This window comes from Sodalis sp. RH21, from assembly GCF_047324175.1.
Classification (GTDB): Bacteria; Pseudomonadota; Gammaproteobacteria; order Enterobacterales; family Enterobacteriaceae; genus Acerihabitans.
This window is the reverse complement of the sequence record NZ_CP178732.1, coordinates 1,474,410-1,494,466: the sequence shown is the minus strand read 5'-3', so window position 1 is coordinate 1,494,466 and position 20,057 is coordinate 1,474,410. Positions and strand designations below refer to the sequence as shown.

The 20,057-nt window shown below is 54.6% G+C and carries 17 protein-coding genes; 5 read left to right on the top strand and 12 right to left on the bottom strand.

Going from position 1 to position 20,057, the window contains the following annotated elements; translation table 11 throughout:
- Window positions 1-114 precede the first annotated feature (114 nt).
- The 6 genes from ACL2XP_RS06905 to ACL2XP_RS06880 form a co-directional block, all read right to left on the bottom strand.
- On the bottom strand, window positions 115-1,035 hold the full coding sequence (locus ACL2XP_RS06905) for an ROK family protein (protein WP_413737895.1): 921 nt from the start codon (window positions 1,033-1,035) through the stop codon (window positions 115-117).
- Window positions 1,036-1,067: 32 nt separating this feature from the next.
- Window positions 1,068-2,237, bottom strand: a complete 1,170-nt coding sequence (locus tag ACL2XP_RS06900) for an ABC transporter ATP-binding protein (protein ID WP_413737893.1) — start codon at window positions 2,235-2,237, stop codon at window positions 1,068-1,070.
- Between the two features lie 66 nt (window positions 2,238-2,303).
- Entirely contained in the window at window positions 2,304-3,329 is a 1,026-nt protein-coding gene (locus tag ACL2XP_RS06895) for a Gfo/Idh/MocA family protein (RefSeq protein ID WP_413737891.1), read from the bottom strand.
- A 28-nt stretch (window positions 3,330-3,357) separates the two neighbouring features.
- The gene (locus tag ACL2XP_RS06890) at window positions 3,358-4,188 is read right to left on the bottom strand and encodes a carbohydrate ABC transporter permease (protein ID WP_413737890.1); all 831 of its coding nucleotides are present in this window, start codon (window positions 4,186-4,188) and stop codon (window positions 3,358-3,360) included.
- Between the two features lies 1 nt (window position 4,189).
- Window positions 4,190-5,068, bottom strand: a complete 879-nt coding sequence (locus ACL2XP_RS06885) for a carbohydrate ABC transporter permease (RefSeq protein ID WP_413737888.1) — start codon at window positions 5,066-5,068, stop codon at window positions 4,190-4,192.
- Between the two features lie 152 nt (window positions 5,069-5,220).
- Window positions 5,221-6,687: an ABC transporter substrate-binding protein gene (locus tag ACL2XP_RS06880; RefSeq protein WP_413737887.1), complete on the bottom strand. Its 1,467-nt coding sequence runs from the start codon at window positions 6,685-6,687 to the stop codon at window positions 5,221-5,223.
- 317 nt (window positions 6,688-7,004) lie between these two features.
- Here ACL2XP_RS06880 and ACL2XP_RS06875 point away from each other — a divergent pair, with 317 nt between their 5' ends.
- Window positions 7,005-8,228, top strand: a complete 1,224-nt coding sequence (locus ACL2XP_RS06875; protein WP_413737886.1) for an ROK family transcriptional regulator — start codon at window positions 7,005-7,007, stop codon at window positions 8,226-8,228.
- A 485-nt stretch (window positions 8,229-8,713) separates the two neighbouring features.
- Here the strand turns inward: ACL2XP_RS06875 and ACL2XP_RS06870 are convergent, their stop codons facing one another.
- Both ACL2XP_RS06870 and ACL2XP_RS06865 read right to left on the bottom strand, forming a co-directional pair.
- Window positions 8,714-9,607: an Rpn family recombination-promoting nuclease/putative transposase gene (locus ACL2XP_RS06870; RefSeq protein ID WP_413737885.1), complete on the bottom strand. Its 894-nt coding sequence runs from the start codon at window positions 9,605-9,607 to the stop codon at window positions 8,714-8,716.
- A 325-nt stretch (window positions 9,608-9,932) separates the two neighbouring features.
- Entirely contained in the window at window positions 9,933-10,160 is a 228-nt protein-coding gene (locus ACL2XP_RS06865; RefSeq protein WP_413737883.1) for a YgdI/YgdR family lipoprotein, read from the bottom strand.
- A 211-nt stretch (window positions 10,161-10,371) separates the two neighbouring features.
- Between ACL2XP_RS06865 and ACL2XP_RS06860 the strand changes: the two genes are divergently transcribed.
- Complete coding sequence (locus ACL2XP_RS06860) at window positions 10,372-11,277, top strand: class I SAM-dependent methyltransferase (protein ID WP_413737881.1); 906 nt, start codon at window positions 10,372-10,374, stop codon at window positions 11,275-11,277.
- Between the two features lie 61 nt (window positions 11,278-11,338).
- Here the strand turns inward: ACL2XP_RS06860 and pagP are convergent, their stop codons facing one another.
- The 3 genes from pagP to ACL2XP_RS06845 form a co-directional block, all read right to left on the bottom strand.
- Complete coding sequence (pagP, locus tag ACL2XP_RS06855; RefSeq protein WP_413739108.1) at window positions 11,339-11,872, bottom strand: lipid IV(A) palmitoyltransferase PagP; 534 nt, start codon at window positions 11,870-11,872, stop codon at window positions 11,339-11,341.
- 280 nt (window positions 11,873-12,152) lie between these two features.
- Complete coding sequence (locus ACL2XP_RS06850; RefSeq protein WP_413737879.1) at window positions 12,153-12,923, bottom strand: anti-sigma factor family protein; 771 nt, start codon at window positions 12,921-12,923, stop codon at window positions 12,153-12,155.
- A complete protein-coding gene (locus tag ACL2XP_RS06845; RefSeq protein ID WP_413737877.1) occupies window positions 12,920-13,435 on the bottom strand; it encodes an RNA polymerase sigma factor in 516 nt (171 codons plus the stop codon). The genes ACL2XP_RS06850 and ACL2XP_RS06845 overlap by 4 nt, the downstream gene beginning before the upstream one ends.
- Window positions 13,436-13,681: 246 nt before the next feature.
- Between ACL2XP_RS06845 and ACL2XP_RS06840 the strand changes: the two genes are divergently transcribed.
- The gene (locus ACL2XP_RS06840) at window positions 13,682-14,848 is read left to right on the top strand and encodes an alpha/beta hydrolase (protein ID WP_413737875.1); all 1,167 of its coding nucleotides are present in this window, start codon (window positions 13,682-13,684) and stop codon (window positions 14,846-14,848) included.
- Between the two features lie 1,119 nt (window positions 14,849-15,967).
- Here the strand turns inward: ACL2XP_RS06840 and ACL2XP_RS06835 are convergent.
- On the bottom strand, window positions 15,968-17,251 hold the full coding sequence (locus ACL2XP_RS06835) for an MFS transporter (RefSeq protein WP_413737873.1): 1,284 nt from the start codon (window positions 17,249-17,251) through the stop codon (window positions 15,968-15,970).
- A 592-nt stretch (window positions 17,252-17,843) separates the two neighbouring features.
- Here ACL2XP_RS06835 and ACL2XP_RS06830 point away from each other — a divergent pair.
- Complete coding sequence (locus ACL2XP_RS06830; protein ID WP_413737871.1) at window positions 17,844-18,695, top strand: oxidoreductase; 852 nt, start codon at window positions 17,844-17,846, stop codon at window positions 18,693-18,695.
- Window positions 18,696-18,855: 160 nt separating this feature from the next.
- A complete protein-coding gene (locus tag ACL2XP_RS06825) occupies window positions 18,856-20,025 on the top strand; it encodes an amidohydrolase (RefSeq protein WP_413737869.1) in 1,170 nt (389 codons plus the stop codon).
- Window positions 20,026-20,057 lie beyond the last annotated feature (32 nt).

Below are 20,057 nucleotides of genomic sequence, written 5' to 3'. Positions count from 1 at the left end.
GAAAAAGATGCAGCAATTACCAAAGCGGCACACACCGATGCTGATACCCAGGCTTTACAGGGAGCACGCCTACAGCCTATGAAAAGCCGGGTCGTCCGCTTAAGTAAATACTTATCAGAGCCGGTCGGTTTGCCGGCCGCCGAGCAGAGCGGCTCCTCGAACGCCGCTCGCGTCGCCATGGCAGGGCCGCAGCACGGCGGCGGGCCGTACCCCCGGCAACAGCCAGCGCGCCATGGCCGGGGGCAGCGCCGGATAAAGCTCCGCTATTTTGGACAGGCCGCCGCCCAGTACAAACGCATCTACATCCAGCACGGTCTGCAGGCCCGCCAGCGCGCTGGCGAGAATATCCACGTACAGATCAAATATCTCCCGCGCCGCCGGTTCTCCCTCCCCACAGGCGAGCATCAGCGCCGGGGCGTCGGTATAGGGCAGCCCGCGGAGGGCGCATAAAGCGGCGAGGCCGGTACCCGACACATAGCGTTCAAGACAACCGGTCAGTCCGCACGGACAATCCAGCACCGGCAATTGGTGGCGCAGGGCTACCGGTGCGGACAGTGGGGTATGCCCCCACTCGCCGGCCATCCCGTTGCCGCCGCGATGCAATTGCCGATTCACCACCAGCCCGCCGCCCGCACCGGTACCCAGAATAATACCGAACACCGTATGCAAATCGCGCGTTTGTTCCGTCATCGCCTCGGATAGCGTGAAACAACGGCAATCGTTATCAGTGTGAACCGGGCAGGCAAACAGCGCGCGCAGATCGGGTCCCGGCCGCTGGTTGGTCAGACAAGGGACATTGGACGAGAGCTGCCGACCGGTCAGCGGATCGGTAATGCCCGGCAGTCCCAGTCCGATGCTGTCGGGTGGGCCGATTTGGCGGCTGCCCTGCGCCGCCAGTTCCGCGACAGCGGCCAGAAAGTCGCCATAATCGCGGGTAGGCGTGGGCACCCGCCGGGAAAAACAGAGCGCCATCCGGCCGTCAAAAATAGCCATTTCTATCTTGGTCCCGCCAATATCAAACCCGTAACGTATCATCGCTATCCTCTGGAATTGTCGCGCCGGCGCGTCTAGTCGCGGATGGCCATATTGGTCTGGCAGTCAAACCAGTGCAATTGTTCCGTATACAGCGAAAGCGGCAGCGGCCGGTCGCGCTGCGCCGCCACGGCCGGTGGAATTCTTGCCACCAGGCGGTGCGTGGGTTCATGGGCCAGCAGGCCATGTTCGTTAACGTTATCCTCCAGTTCCACCTGCGGCGTCGGCACGTCGAAGAAGACAAAGGTATCAGATCCCAGGGCTTCAATCACCGAAATGGGAAAACAGAACAGCTGTTCTTCGGCGGGACAAACGCGGAAGGCTTCCGGACGAATACCCATAATCACCGTTTTTCCCAGATAGGCCCGCAGGGCGCGGTCCGGCGTCACCGGGATGTGAATCCGCGTATTCAGCAGCGTGGCGACGACGCCCCGATCGCCCGCACTGAGCGTCACCTTGACAAAATTCATGGCCGGCGAACCGATGAAGCCCGCCACGAAAATATTCACCGGGCGATCGTATAAGCGCTGCGGCGTATCGATTTGCTGAAGATTGCTTTCACCGGCATTTTTCACCGGCTTGAGCACCGCCACGCGATCGCCCATAGTCATGGCTTCCACTTGGTCGTGGGTGACATAGAGCGTGGTGACGGCCAGGCGCTGGTTTAGCAATTTAAGCTCCCCGCGCATTTGCACGCGCAGCTTGGCATCAAGATTGGATAAAGGCTCGTCCATCAAAAACGCCGTGGGATGACGCACAATGGCGCGCCCCATGGCCACGCGCTGGCGCTGGCCGCCGGACAACACCCCGGGTTTGCGCTTGAGGTAAGGCACCAGATCCAGCATCTGCGCCGCCCCGCGCACCAGCTGGTCGATTTTGCCCTTCTCCATCGCGCGCTGCTGCAGGCTGAACGCCATATTTTCATACACGGTCATGTGGGGATACAGCGCATAGTTTTGAAATACCATGGCAATATCCCGATCCTGCGGTTCCACATGGGTAATATCGCGGCCATTGAGCATCATTTTGCCGCTGTTGAGCGACTCCAGGCCGGCGGCCATGCGCAGCAGCGTCGATTTCCCGCAGCCCGAGGGACCCACCATCACGACAAATTCACCGTCTTCCAGGGTGAAGCTGACATTGGCCACCGCAGTGGTGCCGTTGGGAAAGGTTTTGCCGATGTTATCGAAGGTCAGAGTAGCCATTTATGTTTCTCGTCTGAACGGGAAGAACACCGCCATGACGACCGCAGCCGCCATGGCGCCCAAGGGTTAAGGCAGATCCACGGGTTGCCCGGTGGCGGCCGAACGTTCGATGGCGGCCAGAATCCGGGTATTCGCCAGACCGTCGTGGGCATCGGCCAGCAGCGGGGCATCATGTACCACTGAATCGACGAAACGGGCGATGGATTCCAGCACAAAACCGCCGATGCGGCTCGGGCCGGTGGGCACGATGCCGATATAGTCGGCAAACCGCAGTTTACCGTCGGTGATATGTCGCAGACCGCCATTGTGGGTCGGGTCGGCCTGGATCTGCCCCTTATTGCCCACCACTTCGAGTTTAAAATCCACCAGCGAAGGATTGTCCTGGGACAATATCCAACTGTTTTCCATGGTGAAGACCGCGCCGCGGCTGAACTCCAAAATGCATGAATGAAAATCCTGGGTATCGACCCCCATCGCCGCCAGTCCTCCTTTGCGGGTGACCGCATAGACGCGGCTGACTTCATCGCCGAGTACGAAACGCAGCAAATCCGTCAAATGGCTGCCGAGAAACCACAGCGCCGACGACCGCGCCCCCCAGCTCAACATCTCGCAGGGCACCCAACTGGTATTGGACAGCCGGGCCATGCCGTGCCGGGGTTCGCCGATGCGCCCGTCCGCCACCAGCGCCTGCATTTGGGTAAAAACCGGATTGACGCGGTTATGAAAATCAATCATCAGCTTGCCGGGGGCGGCATCGGCCGCGTCGGCGATTTGCCGCGCTTCCTCAACCGTCGTGGCCAGGGGCTTTTCGCTCAGGACATGTTTGCCTGCCTTAAGCGCGGCGAGCACAATGGCCGTATGAGTGAAATCCGGCGTGGCAATGGTAACGGCATCGATATCATCGCGCGCCACCAGCTCATTAAAATTGGTGAACGCCAGCGGCGCGCCGCTGGCCTGCTGCATTTTTTTCGCCCGGTCCCCGTCGATGTCGCACACCGCCACCAGTTCCGTTTCCGGTAATACATTGAATGCGTGCGCATGGTTGCTACCCCACAATCCCGCGCCGACTACCCCTACCCTCAATTTAGACATATCATTTTTTCTCCATAGATAATGGTCCCTAGCCTTTGACTGAGCCAAAGGTCAGGCCACGAACGACATAACGGTCGAAGATCATAAAGATGAGCATGGGCGGAATCATCGCCAGCACCGCCGCCGCCGCGATGTAGTTCCAGGTCACGCCGCTGGTGGCGAAATACCCCAGGGTGCCGATAGGCAGCGTCGCGGTGGCCCGCGAGCTGAGCACCAGCGGAAACGCGGCGTTGTTCCAGGCGAAAACAAAGGCAAACATGGAGGTGACGATCAACCCCGGACGGACGATGGGCAAAACGATGCGCCACATGATGATGTACCAGCGGGCGCCGTCCATACGGGCCGCCTCTTCTAATTCCCGCGGCACTTCATCGATAAAGCTTTTCATCAGCCACACCGAGAACGGGATGATCATGGTTTGCATCACCAGGATCATCGACAGGTAGGTTCCCGCCAGGCCAAGGTGGGTAACCAGGATGAAATAGGGGATCAAGAAAGCGATGGGCGGCGCCATCAACAGCCCCAGATACCACAACATGATATTTTTCTTGCCGCGCAGGGGAAAACGCGACAGGGCGTAGGCCGCCGGCATGGAAAACGGCAGGTTGAGCAATACCGCGCCGACGGCCACTATCAGGCTATTGAAAATTTGCGGCGCATTGGTTCCCGGCGCAATTAAAATATGACGGAACGCATCCAGCGTGGGCTTGAATAGAAAAGTCGGCGGCATGGTGAATGCGGTTTCCGGCGGCCGGATGGCCAGGGCGATAAACCACAAGATGGGGCCGATAAAAAATAATAACAACAGCAAACCGGCGCACCAGGTGAGATATTGATAACGTTTTTTAACAGCAGACATATTACCAGTCCTCTTTATTGCGGAAGGCGAAAAAGACATATAGCGCGATGATGGCGTTAATAATAATCACCGTAATCCAGGTCATGGCGCTAACCATGCCAATATTGAAATTCACCATGCCTTGTTCATAAAGCGAGTAGCCTATCGTCCGGGATGACATGCCGGGACCGCCCCGGGTCAATACCAGCACCGAGTCGAAGGTATTAAACAATTGCATAAAGCGCAGCATGATGATAATTACCGCCGTGCGCTTAATGAGCGGCAGTTTGATCCGCCAGAGAATGGTCCAGGCCGATGCGCGATCCAGGCGGGCGGCCTCCACTATCTCATCGGGCACCGACAATAGGCTGGCATATAGCACAATGGCGAAAAAAGGCGTCCACTGCCAGATATCCGCGAACATCACCGACAGCAGCGCGGTGGCGGACGACCCCAGCAAGCCCTCCGGCGGCAGCGGCAGCCCGAGGGAGCGCATTACCCAAGTGATAATTCCCGCTTCCGGATTGTACATATAGCGAAACAGGAACCCGGCCACGATAGGCGCGATGGTGGTGGGCAGGATCAGTAAGGCCCGCACCACGTTCATGCCCGGCACCGCGCGCAATAGTAGCAAGGCGATGGCCAGACCCAGCGCAAACTCGATCGCCGTCCCGGCGAAGGCGATCAGTAAAGTGTTTTTTAATGCCGGAACAAAATCAAATCCGCGCAATGCCTGAATATAGTTGTCCCACCCGACAAAAGCCTGGGGTTGCGCGCCCATCTGCAGATTCCAGAAATAAAAGCTGCTGCGCAAAGAAAACAAAAGCGGATAGGCAATTAAAGCCAGCAGCATAATTACCGAAGGGGCAATCAATATATAAGGCAAATAACGTTTAAACATACCTTGCCTCCTTGTTTCGTTATGCTGATGCGTAGTAGAAATAATAATGCTCACGATATTCGCTTCTCCATTTCATTGCCCGCCCCCTTGATTTTTAGCGAGCGCCGCCGCTGCGCCCATGTCGAATGGCCGGCATATCTGCTGATAATTCGTCAGTTGGCGAGACGTGTTATTAACGCTTTCGCTTCGTCCAGGGTGTCGTTGTAGTCTTTTTTGGTATAGGGGATCAGCATATTGCCTTTAAGTACGCTCTCGAACATACCCTCGACGCGTCCCAGGGCATCGGCGGCGCTATCGGTATTGGTCAGCAGTTGGTTCAGCGTCATACCGAACATATTTTCCAGGGCGCTGTAGCCGGGCACCGGCGGCCGAGACACTTTGCCGTCGCCCTGCTTCATCATGTTGTACTGCACCGGCAGGTAGGGATAGACCTTGCGCAGTTCCTCATCCTGGTACAGTGACTGACGGGCGAAGTCGGAAAACTGATAATTGAGGTCGGGCCACAGCGCCATTTTTTTCTGGGTGATCTTCGAGGTGGCCCATTTGATAAAATCAAATCCCCCCTGCTGATTGTCCGAGGTCGACGCCAGGCCCAGGCTCCAGCCGCCCATGCTGACGCGCTGGGGCGCATCTTTGGCCCTCGGCAAGGCGCCAACCCCGTAATGATCGGCCACGATGGATGTTTTACCGGTCATATAACCTGAATTCTTCACCAGGTAAAAATACGGCGACCACCAATAGAACATGGCGATATCGCCCTGTGCAAAGCGGGTGCCCGCATCGAACCAAACGTAATTGATCGATTCAGGGGGAGACAGCCGATACAGCTGGCGGTAGTAATCAATGGCTTTTCCCCAGGCAGGGCCCGTCATGGTTGGTTGGAAATTCCAGGGCGCGCGTGGGAACGATGTAAACCAATTGGCGCCAAAACTGGCAGAGAGCTGGCTGAACATATGCACAATGGGAGACGGCTGGGAACCGCAAATCACCGTGGGAAACAGCGGCTTATTATTAAACGTTTTCCCTTTGAGGCCTTGCAGCGTGGTCATATAGGCATCCCAAGTCCAGTCGTCGCGAGTATTTTCCGGCGGCGGGTTGATGCCGTGGGCAGCAAGAATATCCTTGTGATACATCACGCCCTGCGCATAAGCAGCCACCGGCAGCGTGCCGATCTGCCCTTTCCAGATATTGGTGGAATATAGCGCCTCGGGAATAAAATCCGCCAAATCGATCTCCTTATCCCGCGCCAGCATATCGTTGAGCGGCGTAATCCAGCCGTTGTCCAAATACTGGCCAAGCCACATCTGATCGACGGTGATGACATCCGCATCGGAGGTTTTCGCCAGGAACGCGCCGGCGAGACGCGCCTGCAGCGCGTCATACGACAGGCTTTCGAGCTCCACTTTCACGCCGGCCTGCTTTTCGTACTCCGGGATCAACGCCCGCATGGCGAAATAAAAAGGGTCTTCCACCGACAATACGCGAATACTGTTTTTAGCTTTTGGCGGGACATTGGCCAGCGCGGCCAGCGGCGACAGCATCGTCCCGCCGAGCAGCGCCGAGGCCGAAAGGGACTTGATCAGAGTACGGCGTGATACTGAAAAGCGTTGTGATTTCATATTTCCTCCACCGGTTGAATGAGGCTGTCATCCCGCCGCTAAGCCTCTGGCGCCGGGCCTTATGCGTGCAAGTGATTAAATCGATGTTTTTTAGGCCAGCTAATGTATGGTTAATAATCAGTTTGTTTGTATTTCGCACAAACATATGTTATATGTCAACACATCATTAACAAAGATGCGAAAAAGATCTTGTTTAATTCACGATTAGGCTCCTGGCCGCAGCCGGAACTGCATTGACGGCGGGATGACACCAACAGGCAAGGCCATATGTGGTATAAAAAAATATTATGAAGCTCTCCTGGCAGGCCGACAGAAAAATGATGAAATCCTCCTTACAAAGCGAACCGGATGGTCATGAAAAAAGATCCATAACGCTAGCCTCCCCTTCCCTGATTGGTTCGGTCAATCGCCTGCGCATCCTCCAGGCGCTGTATGATCACGGCCCGATGAGCCGGGTGGAGATGGCGCGCCTGGCCACGGTCAATCGCACCACCGTCACCGGCATCGTGCAGCCCCTGCTCGCCGACGGATTGCTGGTGGAGGGCGATGCGGTGCCCCCTTCCGTGTTGGGCGGTAAACCGGCCAGACGGCTGTTTTTCAATCCCGGCGCTCCGGCGATTGCGGCCGTTTTACTGCTGCCCGGCCGTATCCGTACCTGTCTGGTGACGTTGACCGGCGAAATTTCCGCCTTTTACGCCTCATCGTTCAGCCAGTCGGATACCTCGGAGGCGGTGGCCGCGCTCATTGGCGACACCCTGGCCAAAACCTTGTCCGAAGCGTTGCATCCCCCCTTCGGGATCGGCGTGGCCGCAGGGGGCATGGTGGACAGCGACCGGGGAGTGATTGTCACGGTAAACCTGGCGCCGGCGTTGAATAACCTGGCGCTGGCCGACCGGCTGTGGACGCGCTTTAAATTGCCGGCCACGATTGATCATCATCCGCGCGCCCTGTTGCTGGGCGATCGCTGGTTCGGCCTGGGCAGAGGCCTGCATAACTTCGCCGCCATCTACACCGGCGAGGTGTTGGGAGGCGCGCTGTATCTCGACGGCCAGGTGTATCGGGGATTATCGGGATCGGGAGGGGAACTGGGACATACCATCGTGCAGATCGACGGCAACCTTTGCAACTGCGGCAACCGCGGCTGCTGGGAAACGGTCGCCACGCTTTCCTGGCTAAGGGCCGAAGCGAGGAGCCGCGGCTTTGACGCGCCCGATACCCTGACCACCCGGCGGTTGCTGGCGCTGATCGCCGACGGCGTGGCCGAAGCGGAGGTACTGCTGGATCGGTATGCGCGAAATCTGGCCGTCGGCATCGCCAATCTGCAACAGACCATGTCGCCCAATGAATTCGTGCTGCACGGCGATGCGGCCGCCGGCGGCGAGACCCTGGCCGTGCGGATTAAGCAGCATGTGGAATCCCTCACCCGGCCGCGGCCGAACCAGGAAATTCATATCGTGATGAATCATGGCAATGAGGATCATGTGGCGCTCAAGGGCGCCGCCGGACTGGTGCTCAGCAAGATGCTAAACCCGGCGATGTGAGCAGCCTTACGCGCTCACGAGCACCAACGTGCAGGGACGGCCGCGTTCACGCAGCCGCGCCGGCGTGCGTCAGTCGGCCATACAGCCGCCAGCAGGCGCTGATGGACTATGATCGAGCTGGTTATCTCATACCCGTTATCCCCATGCGGCGCGTTTCCCCGGTTTATCCGGGGAGGCGGCGCAGGGTCGCAAGAACGTAACGTCGATTCGCTTATTCCTTAACTTGATGTGGCGCAACTGATACTGTAAGCTGAACTGTATGAAATTTAATCACTCTGTTTTCGAGCCGCCATGCTGCCAACATTACATTTTATCAATGAAGTATTGCGCCTGATTCATCACCTGTTCAGTTAACAACATTTAATGGCCGGTTATTTATGCCAAGCCGCCACGCCAATAGCTAAACCTATGCTAAATGCAATATGTTAAATAAACGGCCACTATTGATAACAAGGTAAGCTTTGTAGTATTTAAGCTTTGTAGTATTAATGAGCTAATCTATTTAATTCTTCGTCAGATAGGCCGGTATATTTTTTCACTAATAAACGGTCAACACCTTCAATTAATAGCTGCCTGGCTACGTGATAAATACCTTCCTGACGGCCTTTCTGTAAACCTTTCTGTAAACCAAGCTCCTCAAGCTTTTGAGCGATACTCATCATTTCCTCCTGATAAGATGATTTCCGTTGCGACAGTTTTGACATAAATCGTTTTACATCATTGGTATCACCAGCCTTGGCAATATAATACATGATGCCTTTGCGGAATTCCAACGGTAACGGCCATTGATCCATCAGCGTCCCGATTTTATCCGTCAACGCCAGCATATCCCGCTGGCGGATATGTTTTTGTACCAACTCCAGCAGGGCAACGCGTCGGTGCGTCATAATCTCGTTATCCGATATGGCCGTTACGTCTACCAGCAAAAAAGGGTTAAAATAAATATCTTTCGCCAGCTCCTTCTGGGATAGGCAGTCAAGCCAGCAGGTGCTGTAAGGATAATTGTTGCCGCCGTGATAAAATAGCAGCGGTATAACCAACGGCAGTTGCGTAAAACCTTGGTCGATATGCTGCTTCATCGCCGCCAGGCTATAGCGCATCAGACGAAACGCCATCAGCTTATCCGGTCGGCTTTGATGTTCAATCAGGCAATAAATATAGCCGGCCCCCTTTGCGGTATCGACGGAATACAACATATCGCAGGTGTGATAACTCAGGTCGTCCTCCACAAAGGAGGTAGGGCATATTTTTAAGGTAGTAAAATCACACAGCCGGCGTAAAGACGGCGGCAAATGTATCTCCAGAAAATCCTGCGCGACGGTAATATCCCCTAAAAAGAGTTTAAACAGAGCATCGTGATGAGAAAAATTCATTATCATTTCCCTATGATATATAACAACAGCATCCAAACTAATAATTAAAACCAAGGCATATGTTAATAAACAAGCCTAATGAATTGATGCAAATGAAACATTTTGCATACGCCCCTTAAAAAAACAGCGAGGACATTATAACCGACCGATGCGATAAAGCATCCGCTGGGAATGCCTTATCAGCGGTTTTTGCCAAGCTATTTAAAAAAATGCGGGATAGCTCGAATAAAACGGTGCCGCATGGCGGCTATGTCAGCAGGTTACCTTTCCGCCAGCCATAAAAAAACCCCATCAAGTGGGGTTTTTGCATCGGCCGTTTTAGGTAAATTTATTAATGTTTGATCTCTTGCATCTCTTTAACATCGCTACGGTTAATTTGCTGCTTGGTGCCATTGGCGTCGATATAACCGATCATACCGGTTTGGTCGTCAACCTTCGGTTTTCCTTCGCTTACAATGGTGCGCCCGTCATTAGTATGCATTGCATAGTTATCATGAGTACAACCCGCCAGCAGGACGGTCAGCGCGATTGCAGATAAAACGTATAAACTTTTCTTCATAACGAACTCCTTTTGTTAAGCCTAATAAAGGTTTAGCACAAACAACCGAGGCCGCAAGATTACAACCGCCCTAAAGTGCTATCGGCAAACGCTGATTAATTGAACCTTATCACTGAAATAGCCTGTAAAAAGAACATGATATGGCATGGTTAATAGCTTTAATCCATCAAAACCGGCAGGTCGTAATCGTGATCCGGCCGAGGGTATACGCATGCCAAACCATCAAAAACCCTTTTTCTCCTCCACCGCGGAAATGACCTGCCTGCTGCGGGCCAAATCCTTTGGCGAAACCAGAGCTCGCTATAAAGGAGATGATTTTATCGCCGTCTTGCTCGCCCAGGCCCAGACCTCGTTTTCAAGCATGATCCAAAAATCATTTATGCTCGGCCCCGATGCCTCATTTCCCACGGTGCCCCCCGGCACCTATGAATATATCCTGGCGCGTACCAATTATCTTGACGGTTTGATTAACACCCTGCCGGCGGGGATAGTCCAAGTATTTATTCTGGGTGCGGGTTATGACTCGCGGGCGTGCAGATTTCAGCAAACATTAAAAAATTGTACGGTTTATGAATGCGATCACCCGGATATGCAGGCCAGAAAGAAAGAATTATTCCACAAGATCGATATTGATTTTCCGATAAATGTTCATTTTATCCCTATCGATTTCGCCAGGAAAAATTTACGCCAGCGACTTGTGGAATTAAACATTGCCAAAGGACAGACCTGCTTTTTTATTATTGAAGGACTGCTTTGTTATCTAACGCAGCAGCAGATGGATACCCTGTTTACCGCCATCAGTACCCATGGGGGAGCCCAAAGCCGCGTGGCGTTTGATTATATGTATACGCAGGTCCTGGACGATGAAACGCGCGACGCCGGCGCCGCGTCCTATGCCGGGGCGGTTAAAGGATTGGGGGAGGCATGGCTATCAGGCATAACGAAAGGGACGGTTAATCGTTATCTGGCAAAATTCGGTTTCAGCATTATCGAGGAAATCACCGCCCGCGACCTCACTGGGCACTTATTTACCAACGACCGCCAGCGCGCGGCCGCCAGGATCATGGATCTGTTTTCTCTGGTATACGCGCAAAAGAATACGGATGACGGCGTATAGCGCTTAAGGGGGCCAGACGTACCGCTGCCGGGGTTAGCGATGCTAGCGCAAAGATGCGCGCTCAAAATTGCCACCGTAGCCAACCAAAAAACACGTTGCCGTTATTTCGGGTACCGGGAATATAAGTGGCCTGGAAGGTTAAATTATAATAACCGACCGAGGCCAGGGGCAATATGGCGGGGACTGGGAAATAATTCCAGTTATGGCGGGCGGTTACCCCCAGCGTATACCCCGCCCCCAGCGTAAAGTGGTCGTCGGACAGCGGCCGCCACCGGGCTTCCCAGGCGTAACCGGCAAACGGCTCCCATCGGTTGAACGAATCCTTAAACGCCATGGCATACAGGCCATGCCAATTATCTTCATTATCCTGGCGGGATATGCCATAACCAAGCCCCCAGGGTTTTTCATTATACCGCCGCAAATGCTCGTCATTGTAAAAATAGCGATTGTGCCAGGTAACCGCAGGGATATAAATATCCCGCTGCGTTGGTTGTTCCCACGTATCCATTATATCGGCCGCGAGATTATGCCATAAGCCTCCGGGCTTAATTGCGCTTACGTCGTTAGTTCCACTGGCAGCAAATGAGTTGATCATTCCACATAAGACTAACCATGGGACTAGCGCCCATTTAGTAAATATTTTCACACTTATACCCTCTGATGGTAATGAGATTACCCCCTCATTAACCACAGACCGATCCTGCGCCGGTATGCAACGCGAAACGACCTTCATGACAAAATTCGCAGCCAAGGGTTATGCCACAAAGAAATTAAACCGGAGATAAACCACTATTGAGAAAAGTGCGTAAACCGGCTGGGTGAGATTTATCCAGCCGATTAAACCACGACGGCGGTATTACATGGCCGCGTAATGATCAAATGGCGCGGGGTGCGGTGGTATAAGCAGCAATGGCTTTTTGCACCGGCTCAGTGCGATTATTCTTAACCGGACTGACAATCGCGTAGCTATAATTGTTATCGCTCCAATACTGCGCCATCAGCTTGCCGGCCTCGCGCTTGCCGCTTTTAGGGCTCATCTGGCCCGCGGGACGGATATAATAGGCCACCCTCACCCCCTGGGCATCCTGGTAGACAACCAGCGCCGCGGGACCAAGATCGGTTACCATCAGGCGACCGCCCATCATTTTAAAACCATATTCATCCAGGTTCGGCGGCATTAATCCATTAATAAAATAGCGGCTCAGCCAGTTATTCATTTCGCCGCGATTGCCGGCCACTACGTCGAGCACCGGCAGTTTATCCTGGCTAAACAGCTGGTAAGCATGCACCGCATCTTCCATTGGCAGCATTTGCCGATGCATCGCCATGTCTTTTAAATGCCAGCCGGCGGCGCCGCCGCCGCTAAGGGACAGCACCAGCGTGCAGGCCAGCGCCCATCTGAGCTGGCGACGGGCACGCAAATGGCGGCGGATAACCTGGGGTTGCAAATGGCGCATCTCCGGCAGGGATTCGTCGCGGGTCAGGGCGATTCTAAGCCGTTGGGTATCGGCTCGCCAATCCGCCACTTGCCTGGCCGCTACCGGATTATTGGCCAAGTATTGTTCAACCCATCGGCGTTGCGATTCATCCAGCTGATCGTCAACATACGCCAGCAGATCGTTTTCGGCAGGAGTGCGGGGGTTCATTTCAATCTCCTTAACTGCGGGGAAACGGGCGTGACCGCGCCTTCCGCCAGATCGTGCAACCGCCTGCGGGCGCGCGATAATCGCGACATCACGGTACCAAGCGGGATATTTAAAGTCTCGGCCACTTCCTTATAACGCAGGCCTTCGACGCCAACCAGCAGCAAAATCGCACGCTGCTCGGTGGGCAGCGCGGCAAAACCGGCCAGGACCGCGTCGGTCAGGGCAAGATCTTCCGGCGAAGAGGCGTACTCCTCTTCGCCGCTAAACAGCGACAAAATGCGCAGATAGCGCTTTTTACGGCGCTCGCCGTCGATAAATTGCCGATAAAGTATGGAAAATAGCCAGACGCGCAGGCTGTTTTCATCATGCAGCGCGCCATAGGACGTTAAGGCTTTTTCCAGGCCGGTCTGGACAAGATCGTCGGCGCTGGCCGGATTACGGGTCAACCACAAGGCAAACCGCCGCAGTTGCGGCAAGACTACTCTGATTTGGCTATCGGTAAGCTCTGGCATCGTCACCTTCCCGTTATGGTCAAAATACCGCTACTTCCGGCCGCCGGATTGATAACCGGCAACGTATCGGCAAATTCTCCTGCGTTATGGACGCGATCATGATAGCCGATGGCCGGGTGAAACGTGTAAAGTCAGGCATATTATCTCCGGCACACGATTGAGCTGATGCAGATAAGACGAACGGCGGCAAAGAGTATTCCCCGGCGGGCCAGTATTATTTTTGGCAACCAGGTCAATGGGACAGGAATGAAAATAGACATCAAGGGCCTGCTGGCGCTGGCGCTGCTGATGCTAATCAGCGCCTGTAGCCAGCCCAGGCAGCCGTCGGGGATGGCGAATTATTCTACCTTTAGCGAATATCAAGCCGCCACCCGCCGGTATATTAACGAACATCGCCAGTTCCAAAGCGCCGATCGCGCGCGGGAAACCGACAACAATGTGCCACGGGAGTGGCGCCCCGCGGGGCGGCCAAAAGGGGGCATCCTGCTGGTGCATGGGCTGGGGGATTCACCCTGGTCCTTTACCGATATCGGTCCCATGCTGGCCGCCCAGGGGTATGTGGTCAGAACGCTGCTGCTGCCGGGGCACGGCACCCGCCCGGAGGATTTGATGGCGGTGGATTTGCAGGACTGGCAGCGGCTAGTCCAAAACCAGGCGGCTATCATGCGTAACGAATTTTCCACGGTCTTTTTGGGCGGTTTTTCCACCGGCGCCAATTTGGTCACGGATTATGCCCTGCAACATGGGGATATCGCCGGCCTGCTGTTATTCTCACCGGCGTTCCAGGCCAATAACAGCCTGGTGTGGCTGACGCCCATTATCAGCCCTTTCCGCCCATGGCTGCGTCTGCCGGATACCGCGCGGCCCCAGCAAACCACGGTCAGATATCTCAATACTCCGACCAATGGTTTTGCGTTGTTTTATCACAGCAGCCGCAATGTGCTGACCCATCTCGCCGCGGCCTATGGCAAACCGGTGTTCGTCGTCACCATTGAACATGACTCGGTGCTGGATACCGCCAAAACCCTGGATCTGTTCAACCGCTACTTTACCCATCCCGCCAGCAGGCTGATCTGGTATGGCGCGCTACCGGCCGGAACCGTCGCCGGGCCACGGGTCATGGTCAAAACCGATTGGCTGCCGCAGCAGCGCATCAGCCAGTTCTCGCATATGGGCATTTTATTCTCGCCGGACAATCCGTTCTATGGGGCCCAAGCAAAGGAAAAGATGTGCTGGAATGGACAAAGCGACGCGGCGCGGCGCGACTGCCAGGATGGTAAAACGGTCTGGTATTCCGACTGGGGTTATCAAGAACCGGGGAAAATATACGCCAGGCTAACCTTTAATCCCTATTGGTCATGGCAAAACGCGGCTATCGCCGTTTTTTTGCGCGATGCCACCGCCGGGAAATAAAGGAAAAGCGCACTTTGGGTTAAAATTGACTGATATGTCACAGTGGAACCCGCCTATTCCGTCCATGCTTAATGCAGGGACAGGAGGTGATTTATGCAAACTAACGACATCACTTTTTTGGCCGCGCTGGCCGTGATTATCATCGGGTTTGTATCATTTATGTATTCCTGAGGCGCAACTGAATATTATTGACAGAGAAGCGCACCGACAACCTTTGCTGTACTCCCTCTTGCGAGGAGGTAAGTAGCCGATGCGCTTTTCTGAGTAAAAAAGCCCCAGAATATCGGGGCGGGTATGAATTGCTGTTTTATGTCCTTTCCGGCGCTTATCTCCGGCGCTCATGACGGTATCAAGGCGTTAGCTCTGTAAAGGATTGACGTTATCTTAAGATTATTCTTAATAATTGTCAGTGATAATCCTCACAATTTTTTATGCCAAATCGTTGCATCCCTATTGAGCCAGGTTACCCGATCATCATCATCTATCAGGCATATGAACGCACACGTCATTGCCTGGCAATCGTCGTGCCTTGATGAAGGTCTTACAAATTTTATAGGTGCAATATTTATATGAACAACCATCCTGTGGGCAGTCGCTTTTCCTCTATAAACTCGTCGGCCATTCCCCTGGCCGAAACGGATCGATCTTCGATTAACTCCCCTTTTTCCGCCGCCGGCCGGCAGGCCCCCCATCTATCGCCGTCAATACCTTATGGCCATCATGGCCATCCACCGGCCAGGATGCCGGTTAGCATCAGACTACCCGTGACCAATAACGTTGTATTCCCCGCCGCGTCGAGGCCGCCGCGGATGCCACCGGCCGGGGACAGCGTGTTTTCAGCGCACTCTCCCCGCCTGCCCATCGCCAGGGCAGCCAATAGCGGGGAAGCGCTGCGGCGCTCGCCCCCGCCCTCCTATTCCAGCGCGCCGCCGCCGTATACGTCATGCGGCCCGCGGCCCCGATAAGCGGGCAACGCCCGGGGCCGGGGCGGCCCAGGCCCCGCTGGCGCGAACCAATAAATAACGCCCCGGCCGATAACCGGCTGGGGCGTAAGCGCATTACGCACTATCCGCATGCGTCCGTCGCGGACCGACGCAACGTATCAAGTACCTCGATGGATCAGAACACCGGGGTCGGGCGCAATTCCGTTTTATCCGGGCGGCCTTTAATCACGGTCCAGACAATAATCATCGCCATAATTTCAAACACCGACAGCATGAGGAACAGCGGCGAAAAGCCGATAATTCCCACCAGCGCACCGACCACCAGGGTAAACAGCGTCGACCCGCCCCAGCCGATCATCCCGGTCAGGCCATTGGCGGTCGCCACCTCGTTACGGCCGAATAAATCCGAAGACAGGGTAATCAGCGCACCCGACAGGGTTTGATGGGCAAAACCACCAAAGCACAGCATGGCGATGGCAAAATACGGGCTGTGATATAAACCGATAAGCCCTGGGCCAATCATGCATAACGCCCCGACGGTCACTACCAGTTTACGGGATACAATCAGCGTAACGCCAAAATATTTTTGGAAGAATCCGGGCATATAGCCACCCAGGATACAACCCACATCGGCGAACAACAGCGGCATCCAGGCAAACATGGCAATATGTTTCAGGTCAAAACCGTACACTTTATATAAGAACAACGGAACCCAGGCGTTGATGGTGCCCCATGCCGGTTCGGCCAGAAAGCGCGGTATGGCAATGCCCCAAAATTGGCTATCTTTGAGTAATTGGCTGACCGGTACTTTTTGTTTATTACTGCTGTGGTGGCGAGACTCCTGCCCGGCATAGATATAGTCACGTTCTTCAGTGGAAATATTCTTATGCTTATCCGGCGTATTATATAATTTATACCAACCTACCGCCCAGATTAAACTTACGCCGCCGGTTAATAAAAAGGCGAAGTTCCAGCTATGTACCATAATCGCCCAGGCAACCAGCGGTGGAGCAAGCACCCCGCCGATAGCGGCGCCGGCGTTGAACCAACCCACCGCGACCGGACGCTCCTTGGCCGGGAACCATTCGGATGAGGCTTTAAGACCGGCGGGAATTACCGCGGCTTCAGCCATACCGAGAGCGCCGCGCAAAATACCCAGCGCCACCCAACTACCGGCAAAAGCATGGGCCATATTCAATACCGCCCAGGCAATGGCGAACAGCAAATAGCCGACTTTAGTACCAAGTAGATCCAGTATGTAGCCCGCCACTGGCTGCGTCAGGGTATAACAACCTTTAAAAATGGCATCGATATAGGAATATTGCTGCACGGTGAAATGCATCTCTTCCATGATGGTCGGGGCCGCCACGGCCAATGAATTTCGCGCCAAATAGTTAAGCACGGTGGCCAGCATCACCATCCCGATCATATACCAACGTAAATTTTTAATTATCCTCATTTTTTTACCATCCCAAACAAATTTTCATGACACTGTGAGAACGAGAAAACAGAAAAAAACAAAAAGAAACGAATATTCATAAAAATTGAAATGCAGTTTCTATTTCGAGCGGAGTATATTATCGAGATTGGTTGTTTAGCGTGATTAACCTCACAGAACCTTTAGATTTCAATCGTGTTACAGCAGTTATTTTTTATGCTTCAACTTTTTTTTAACCGCGTATGGATAAAATACTTGAGATAAAGAGAAAAAATAAAATAAGAAAAAATGCCTAAATGATAGACAACGTACATTATTGGGTTTGATTACCGCGGCATGTTTTTTATTATTAACATTGCCATCACAAAGCATTCATTATTAGAGGGCGATATGGATTAACTTGCTATCACACCGTTATGGACGTTGTTCCGTCGCCGCGCGCGATACCGAAAAAAACGCCGCGGTTGCAGCGCGCCCCGGCATACTTCACTATGTACCCCGGCACAGTATCTACCCGGCGAATCAAGCCGCATCTTCCGGCGCGGGGCAGCCCCCCGGCGTCCCATCAGCGGCTTTATAGCTATTATCTTCTTGAACAACCTGGAGAATTACGATGACGCAACAACAAAAACCAGTATGGTTCATTACCGGCTGTTCCACGGGTTTTGGCCGAGAACTGGCCGCATATACCCTTTCCCTCGGCTATCCGACCGTGGTCACGGCCCGTAATCCGGATCAGGTCAGTTCCCTGATAGCCGGTCATGAAGACCATGCGCTGGTATTAAAACTCGATGTCACCCAGCAAGATCAGGTTGATGCCGCCGTCAATGCCGCCCTAAAGCAATTTGGCCGCATCGACGTACTGGTGAATAACGCCGGTATCGGTTATTTCGGCTCGTTTGAAGAGAGTAATTTGGATGATGTGCACCGGATGTTCGATATCAATGTCTGGGGCCTGACCGCCATGACCCGTGCCACCCTGCCCGCCATGCGCAAGCAGCGTGCCGGCACCATCGTTAATATTTCGTCCATCGGCGGCATTACCACCTTCCCCTCGCTGAGCTTTTACCATGCCACCAAGTTCGCCGTGGAAGCCCTGTCCGAGTCGCTGGCGCAGGAAGTCGAACCGCTGGGCATCAAAGTGCTGATCGTCGAGCCGGGTCCGTTTCGCACCGACTGGGCCGGCCGTTCGGCCAATGAAGCGCCGCAAACCATTGATGACTACGCCGAGACGGCCCATGCGCGCGCCCGCGCCAGCCGCGGCAACAGCGGCAAGCAGGCCGGCGATCCGGTGCGCGCCGTAAAAGCCATTGTCAAGGCGGTGGAAGCCAAACAACCGCCCCTGCGGCTGCTGTTGGGTAACCCCGCGCTGGAAAATGCCCACAAAAAAATCAAATTGCTGCAGCGGGATTTTGACGGCTGGGCCGATGTCACCCGCGGAGCCGATTTTCCCGCGGACGAATAACCCACCGAAAAAAACGTTTTAGCCTTACCCGGGCGGGGCCGAAACCGGCCCCGTTTTTTCTTATCATATCTGATGGCTATGTAATATAACCGAACAGTATTTACCGCGATTTAACATTACCCGCTAAGATAAATTTTTCCCCTATAGAACGGTCATGCCTATGTCTGGCACACTTGCTGAAAAATTGATTAGTTGTCGACGCGAATTGCACACCCATCCCGAACTTTCCAATCAGGAGTACGCCACTACCGAAAAAATCACCGGCTGGCTGCGCGAAGCGGGCATCCGGATCTTGCCGCTGAAACTTGAAACCGGCGTGGTTGCGGAAATCGGCCTGAAAAAAAGCCCTATTATCGCCCTGCGCGCGGATATCGATGCGCTGCCGATTGAAGAAATGTCCGGCGTGCCGTTCAGTTCGCGCCGCGCGGGGGTCATGCACGCCTGCGGCCATGATGTCCATACTTCGGTGATGCTGGGGGCGGCCATGCTGCTCAAGGCGCGCGAAGCCACGCTCCCCGGCACGGTCAGGATGCTATTCCAACCGGCGGAGGAGAATTTTAATGGCGCATGCCATCTGATAGAAGCCGGCGCGCTGGAACATGTATCTGCGGTATTCGGCATGCATAACGCCCCCGAACTCCCGGTGGGCACCTTTGCCACCCGGGGCGGCGCGTTTTATGCCCATATCGATCGCTTTCAGATCACCGTGACCGGCAAAGGCGCCCATGCGGCCAAACCGGAGCAAGGCATCGACACCATTGTCACCGCCAGCCAAATCGTCAATGCCCTGCAAACCCTGCCGAGCCGGAACTTCAGCTCGCTGGAATCATTGGTGGTCAGCGTAACCCGCATCCAGGGGGGCAATACCTGGAATGTCCTGCCGCAAACGGTGGAACTGGAGGGTACGGTGCGCACCCACAATGTAAAAGTGCGTGAGCGGATCCCCGAGATACTTACCCGGGTCATTGACGGGGTCGCCAGCGCCATGGGCGCAGAGGCGCGGCTTAATTGGTATCCCGGCCCACCGGCGGTGGTCAATACCCCCCAATGGGCGGACTTCAGCCAACGGGTGGCCGCCGAGGCGGGCTATCAGGTACAGGAAGCGGAACTGCAAATGGGCGGGGAGGATTTTTCGCTCTATTTACAACAGGTGCCGGGAACCTTTGTGAGTATTGGTTCGGCCAGTGAATTCGGTTTGCACCACCCGCGCTTTAATCCCAGCGAACAGGCTATTTATCCGGCGGCGGAATATTTCGCGCGGCTGGCCGACGAAGCCCTGAACGCATTGCTGCAACACCAAGGCGCCGCCCAGGCGGAATCGGTAGATTGAAGCCATGAAGCTACCGTCCCTCCTCCCTTCCC

Excerpts from the sequence above, each read along its gene's own strand:
- ACL2XP_RS06905 (WP_413737895.1), bottom strand. The coding sequence starts at position 1,035 with ATGATACGTTACGGGTTTGATATTGGCGGGACCAAGATAGAAATGGCT.
- ACL2XP_RS06900 (WP_413737893.1), bottom strand. The coding sequence starts at position 2,237 with ATGGCTACTCTGACCTTCGATAACATCGGCAAAACCTTTCCCAACGGC.
- ACL2XP_RS06895 (WP_413737891.1), bottom strand. The coding sequence starts at position 3,329 with ATGTCTAAATTGAGGGTAGGGGTAGTCGGCGCGGGATTGTGGGGTAGC.
- ACL2XP_RS06890 (WP_413737890.1), bottom strand. The coding sequence starts at position 4,188 with ATGTCTGCTGTTAAAAAACGTTATCAATATCTCACCTGGTGCGCCGGT.
- ACL2XP_RS06885 (WP_413737888.1), bottom strand. The coding sequence starts at position 5,068 with ATGTTTAAACGTTATTTGCCTTATATATTGATTGCCCCTTCGGTAATT.
- ACL2XP_RS06880 (WP_413737887.1), bottom strand. The coding sequence starts at position 6,687 with ATGAAATCACAACGCTTTTCAGTATCACGCCGTACTCTGATCAAGTCC.
- ACL2XP_RS06875 (WP_413737886.1), top strand. The coding sequence starts at position 7,005 with ATGATGAAATCCTCCTTACAAAGCGAACCGGATGGTCATGAAAAAAGA.
- ACL2XP_RS06870 (WP_413737885.1), bottom strand. The coding sequence starts at position 9,607 with ATGATAATGAATTTTTCTCATCACGATGCTCTGTTTAAACTCTTTTTA.
- ACL2XP_RS06865 (WP_413737883.1), bottom strand. The coding sequence starts at position 10,160 with ATGAAGAAAAGTTTATACGTTTTATCTGCAATCGCGCTGACCGTCCTG.
- ACL2XP_RS06860 (WP_413737881.1), top strand. The coding sequence starts at position 10,372 with ATGCCAAACCATCAAAAACCCTTTTTCTCCTCCACCGCGGAAATGACC.
- pagP (WP_413739108.1), bottom strand. The coding sequence starts at position 11,872 with ATGATCAACTCATTTGCTGCCAGTGGAACTAACGACGTAAGCGCAATT.
- ACL2XP_RS06850 (WP_413737879.1), bottom strand. The coding sequence starts at position 12,923 with ATGAACCCCCGCACTCCTGCCGAAAACGATCTGCTGGCGTATGTTGAC.
- ACL2XP_RS06845 (WP_413737877.1), bottom strand. The coding sequence starts at position 13,435 with ATGCCAGAGCTTACCGATAGCCAAATCAGAGTAGTCTTGCCGCAACTG.
- ACL2XP_RS06840 (WP_413737875.1), top strand. The coding sequence starts at position 13,682 with ATGAAAATAGACATCAAGGGCCTGCTGGCGCTGGCGCTGCTGATGCTA.
- ACL2XP_RS06835 (WP_413737873.1), bottom strand. The coding sequence starts at position 17,251 with ATGAGGATAATTAAAAATTTACGTTGGTATATGATCGGGATGGTGATG.
- ACL2XP_RS06830 (WP_413737871.1), top strand. The coding sequence starts at position 17,844 with ATGACGCAACAACAAAAACCAGTATGGTTCATTACCGGCTGTTCCACG.
- ACL2XP_RS06825 (WP_413737869.1), top strand. The coding sequence starts at position 18,856 with ATGTCTGGCACACTTGCTGAAAAATTGATTAGTTGTCGACGCGAATTG.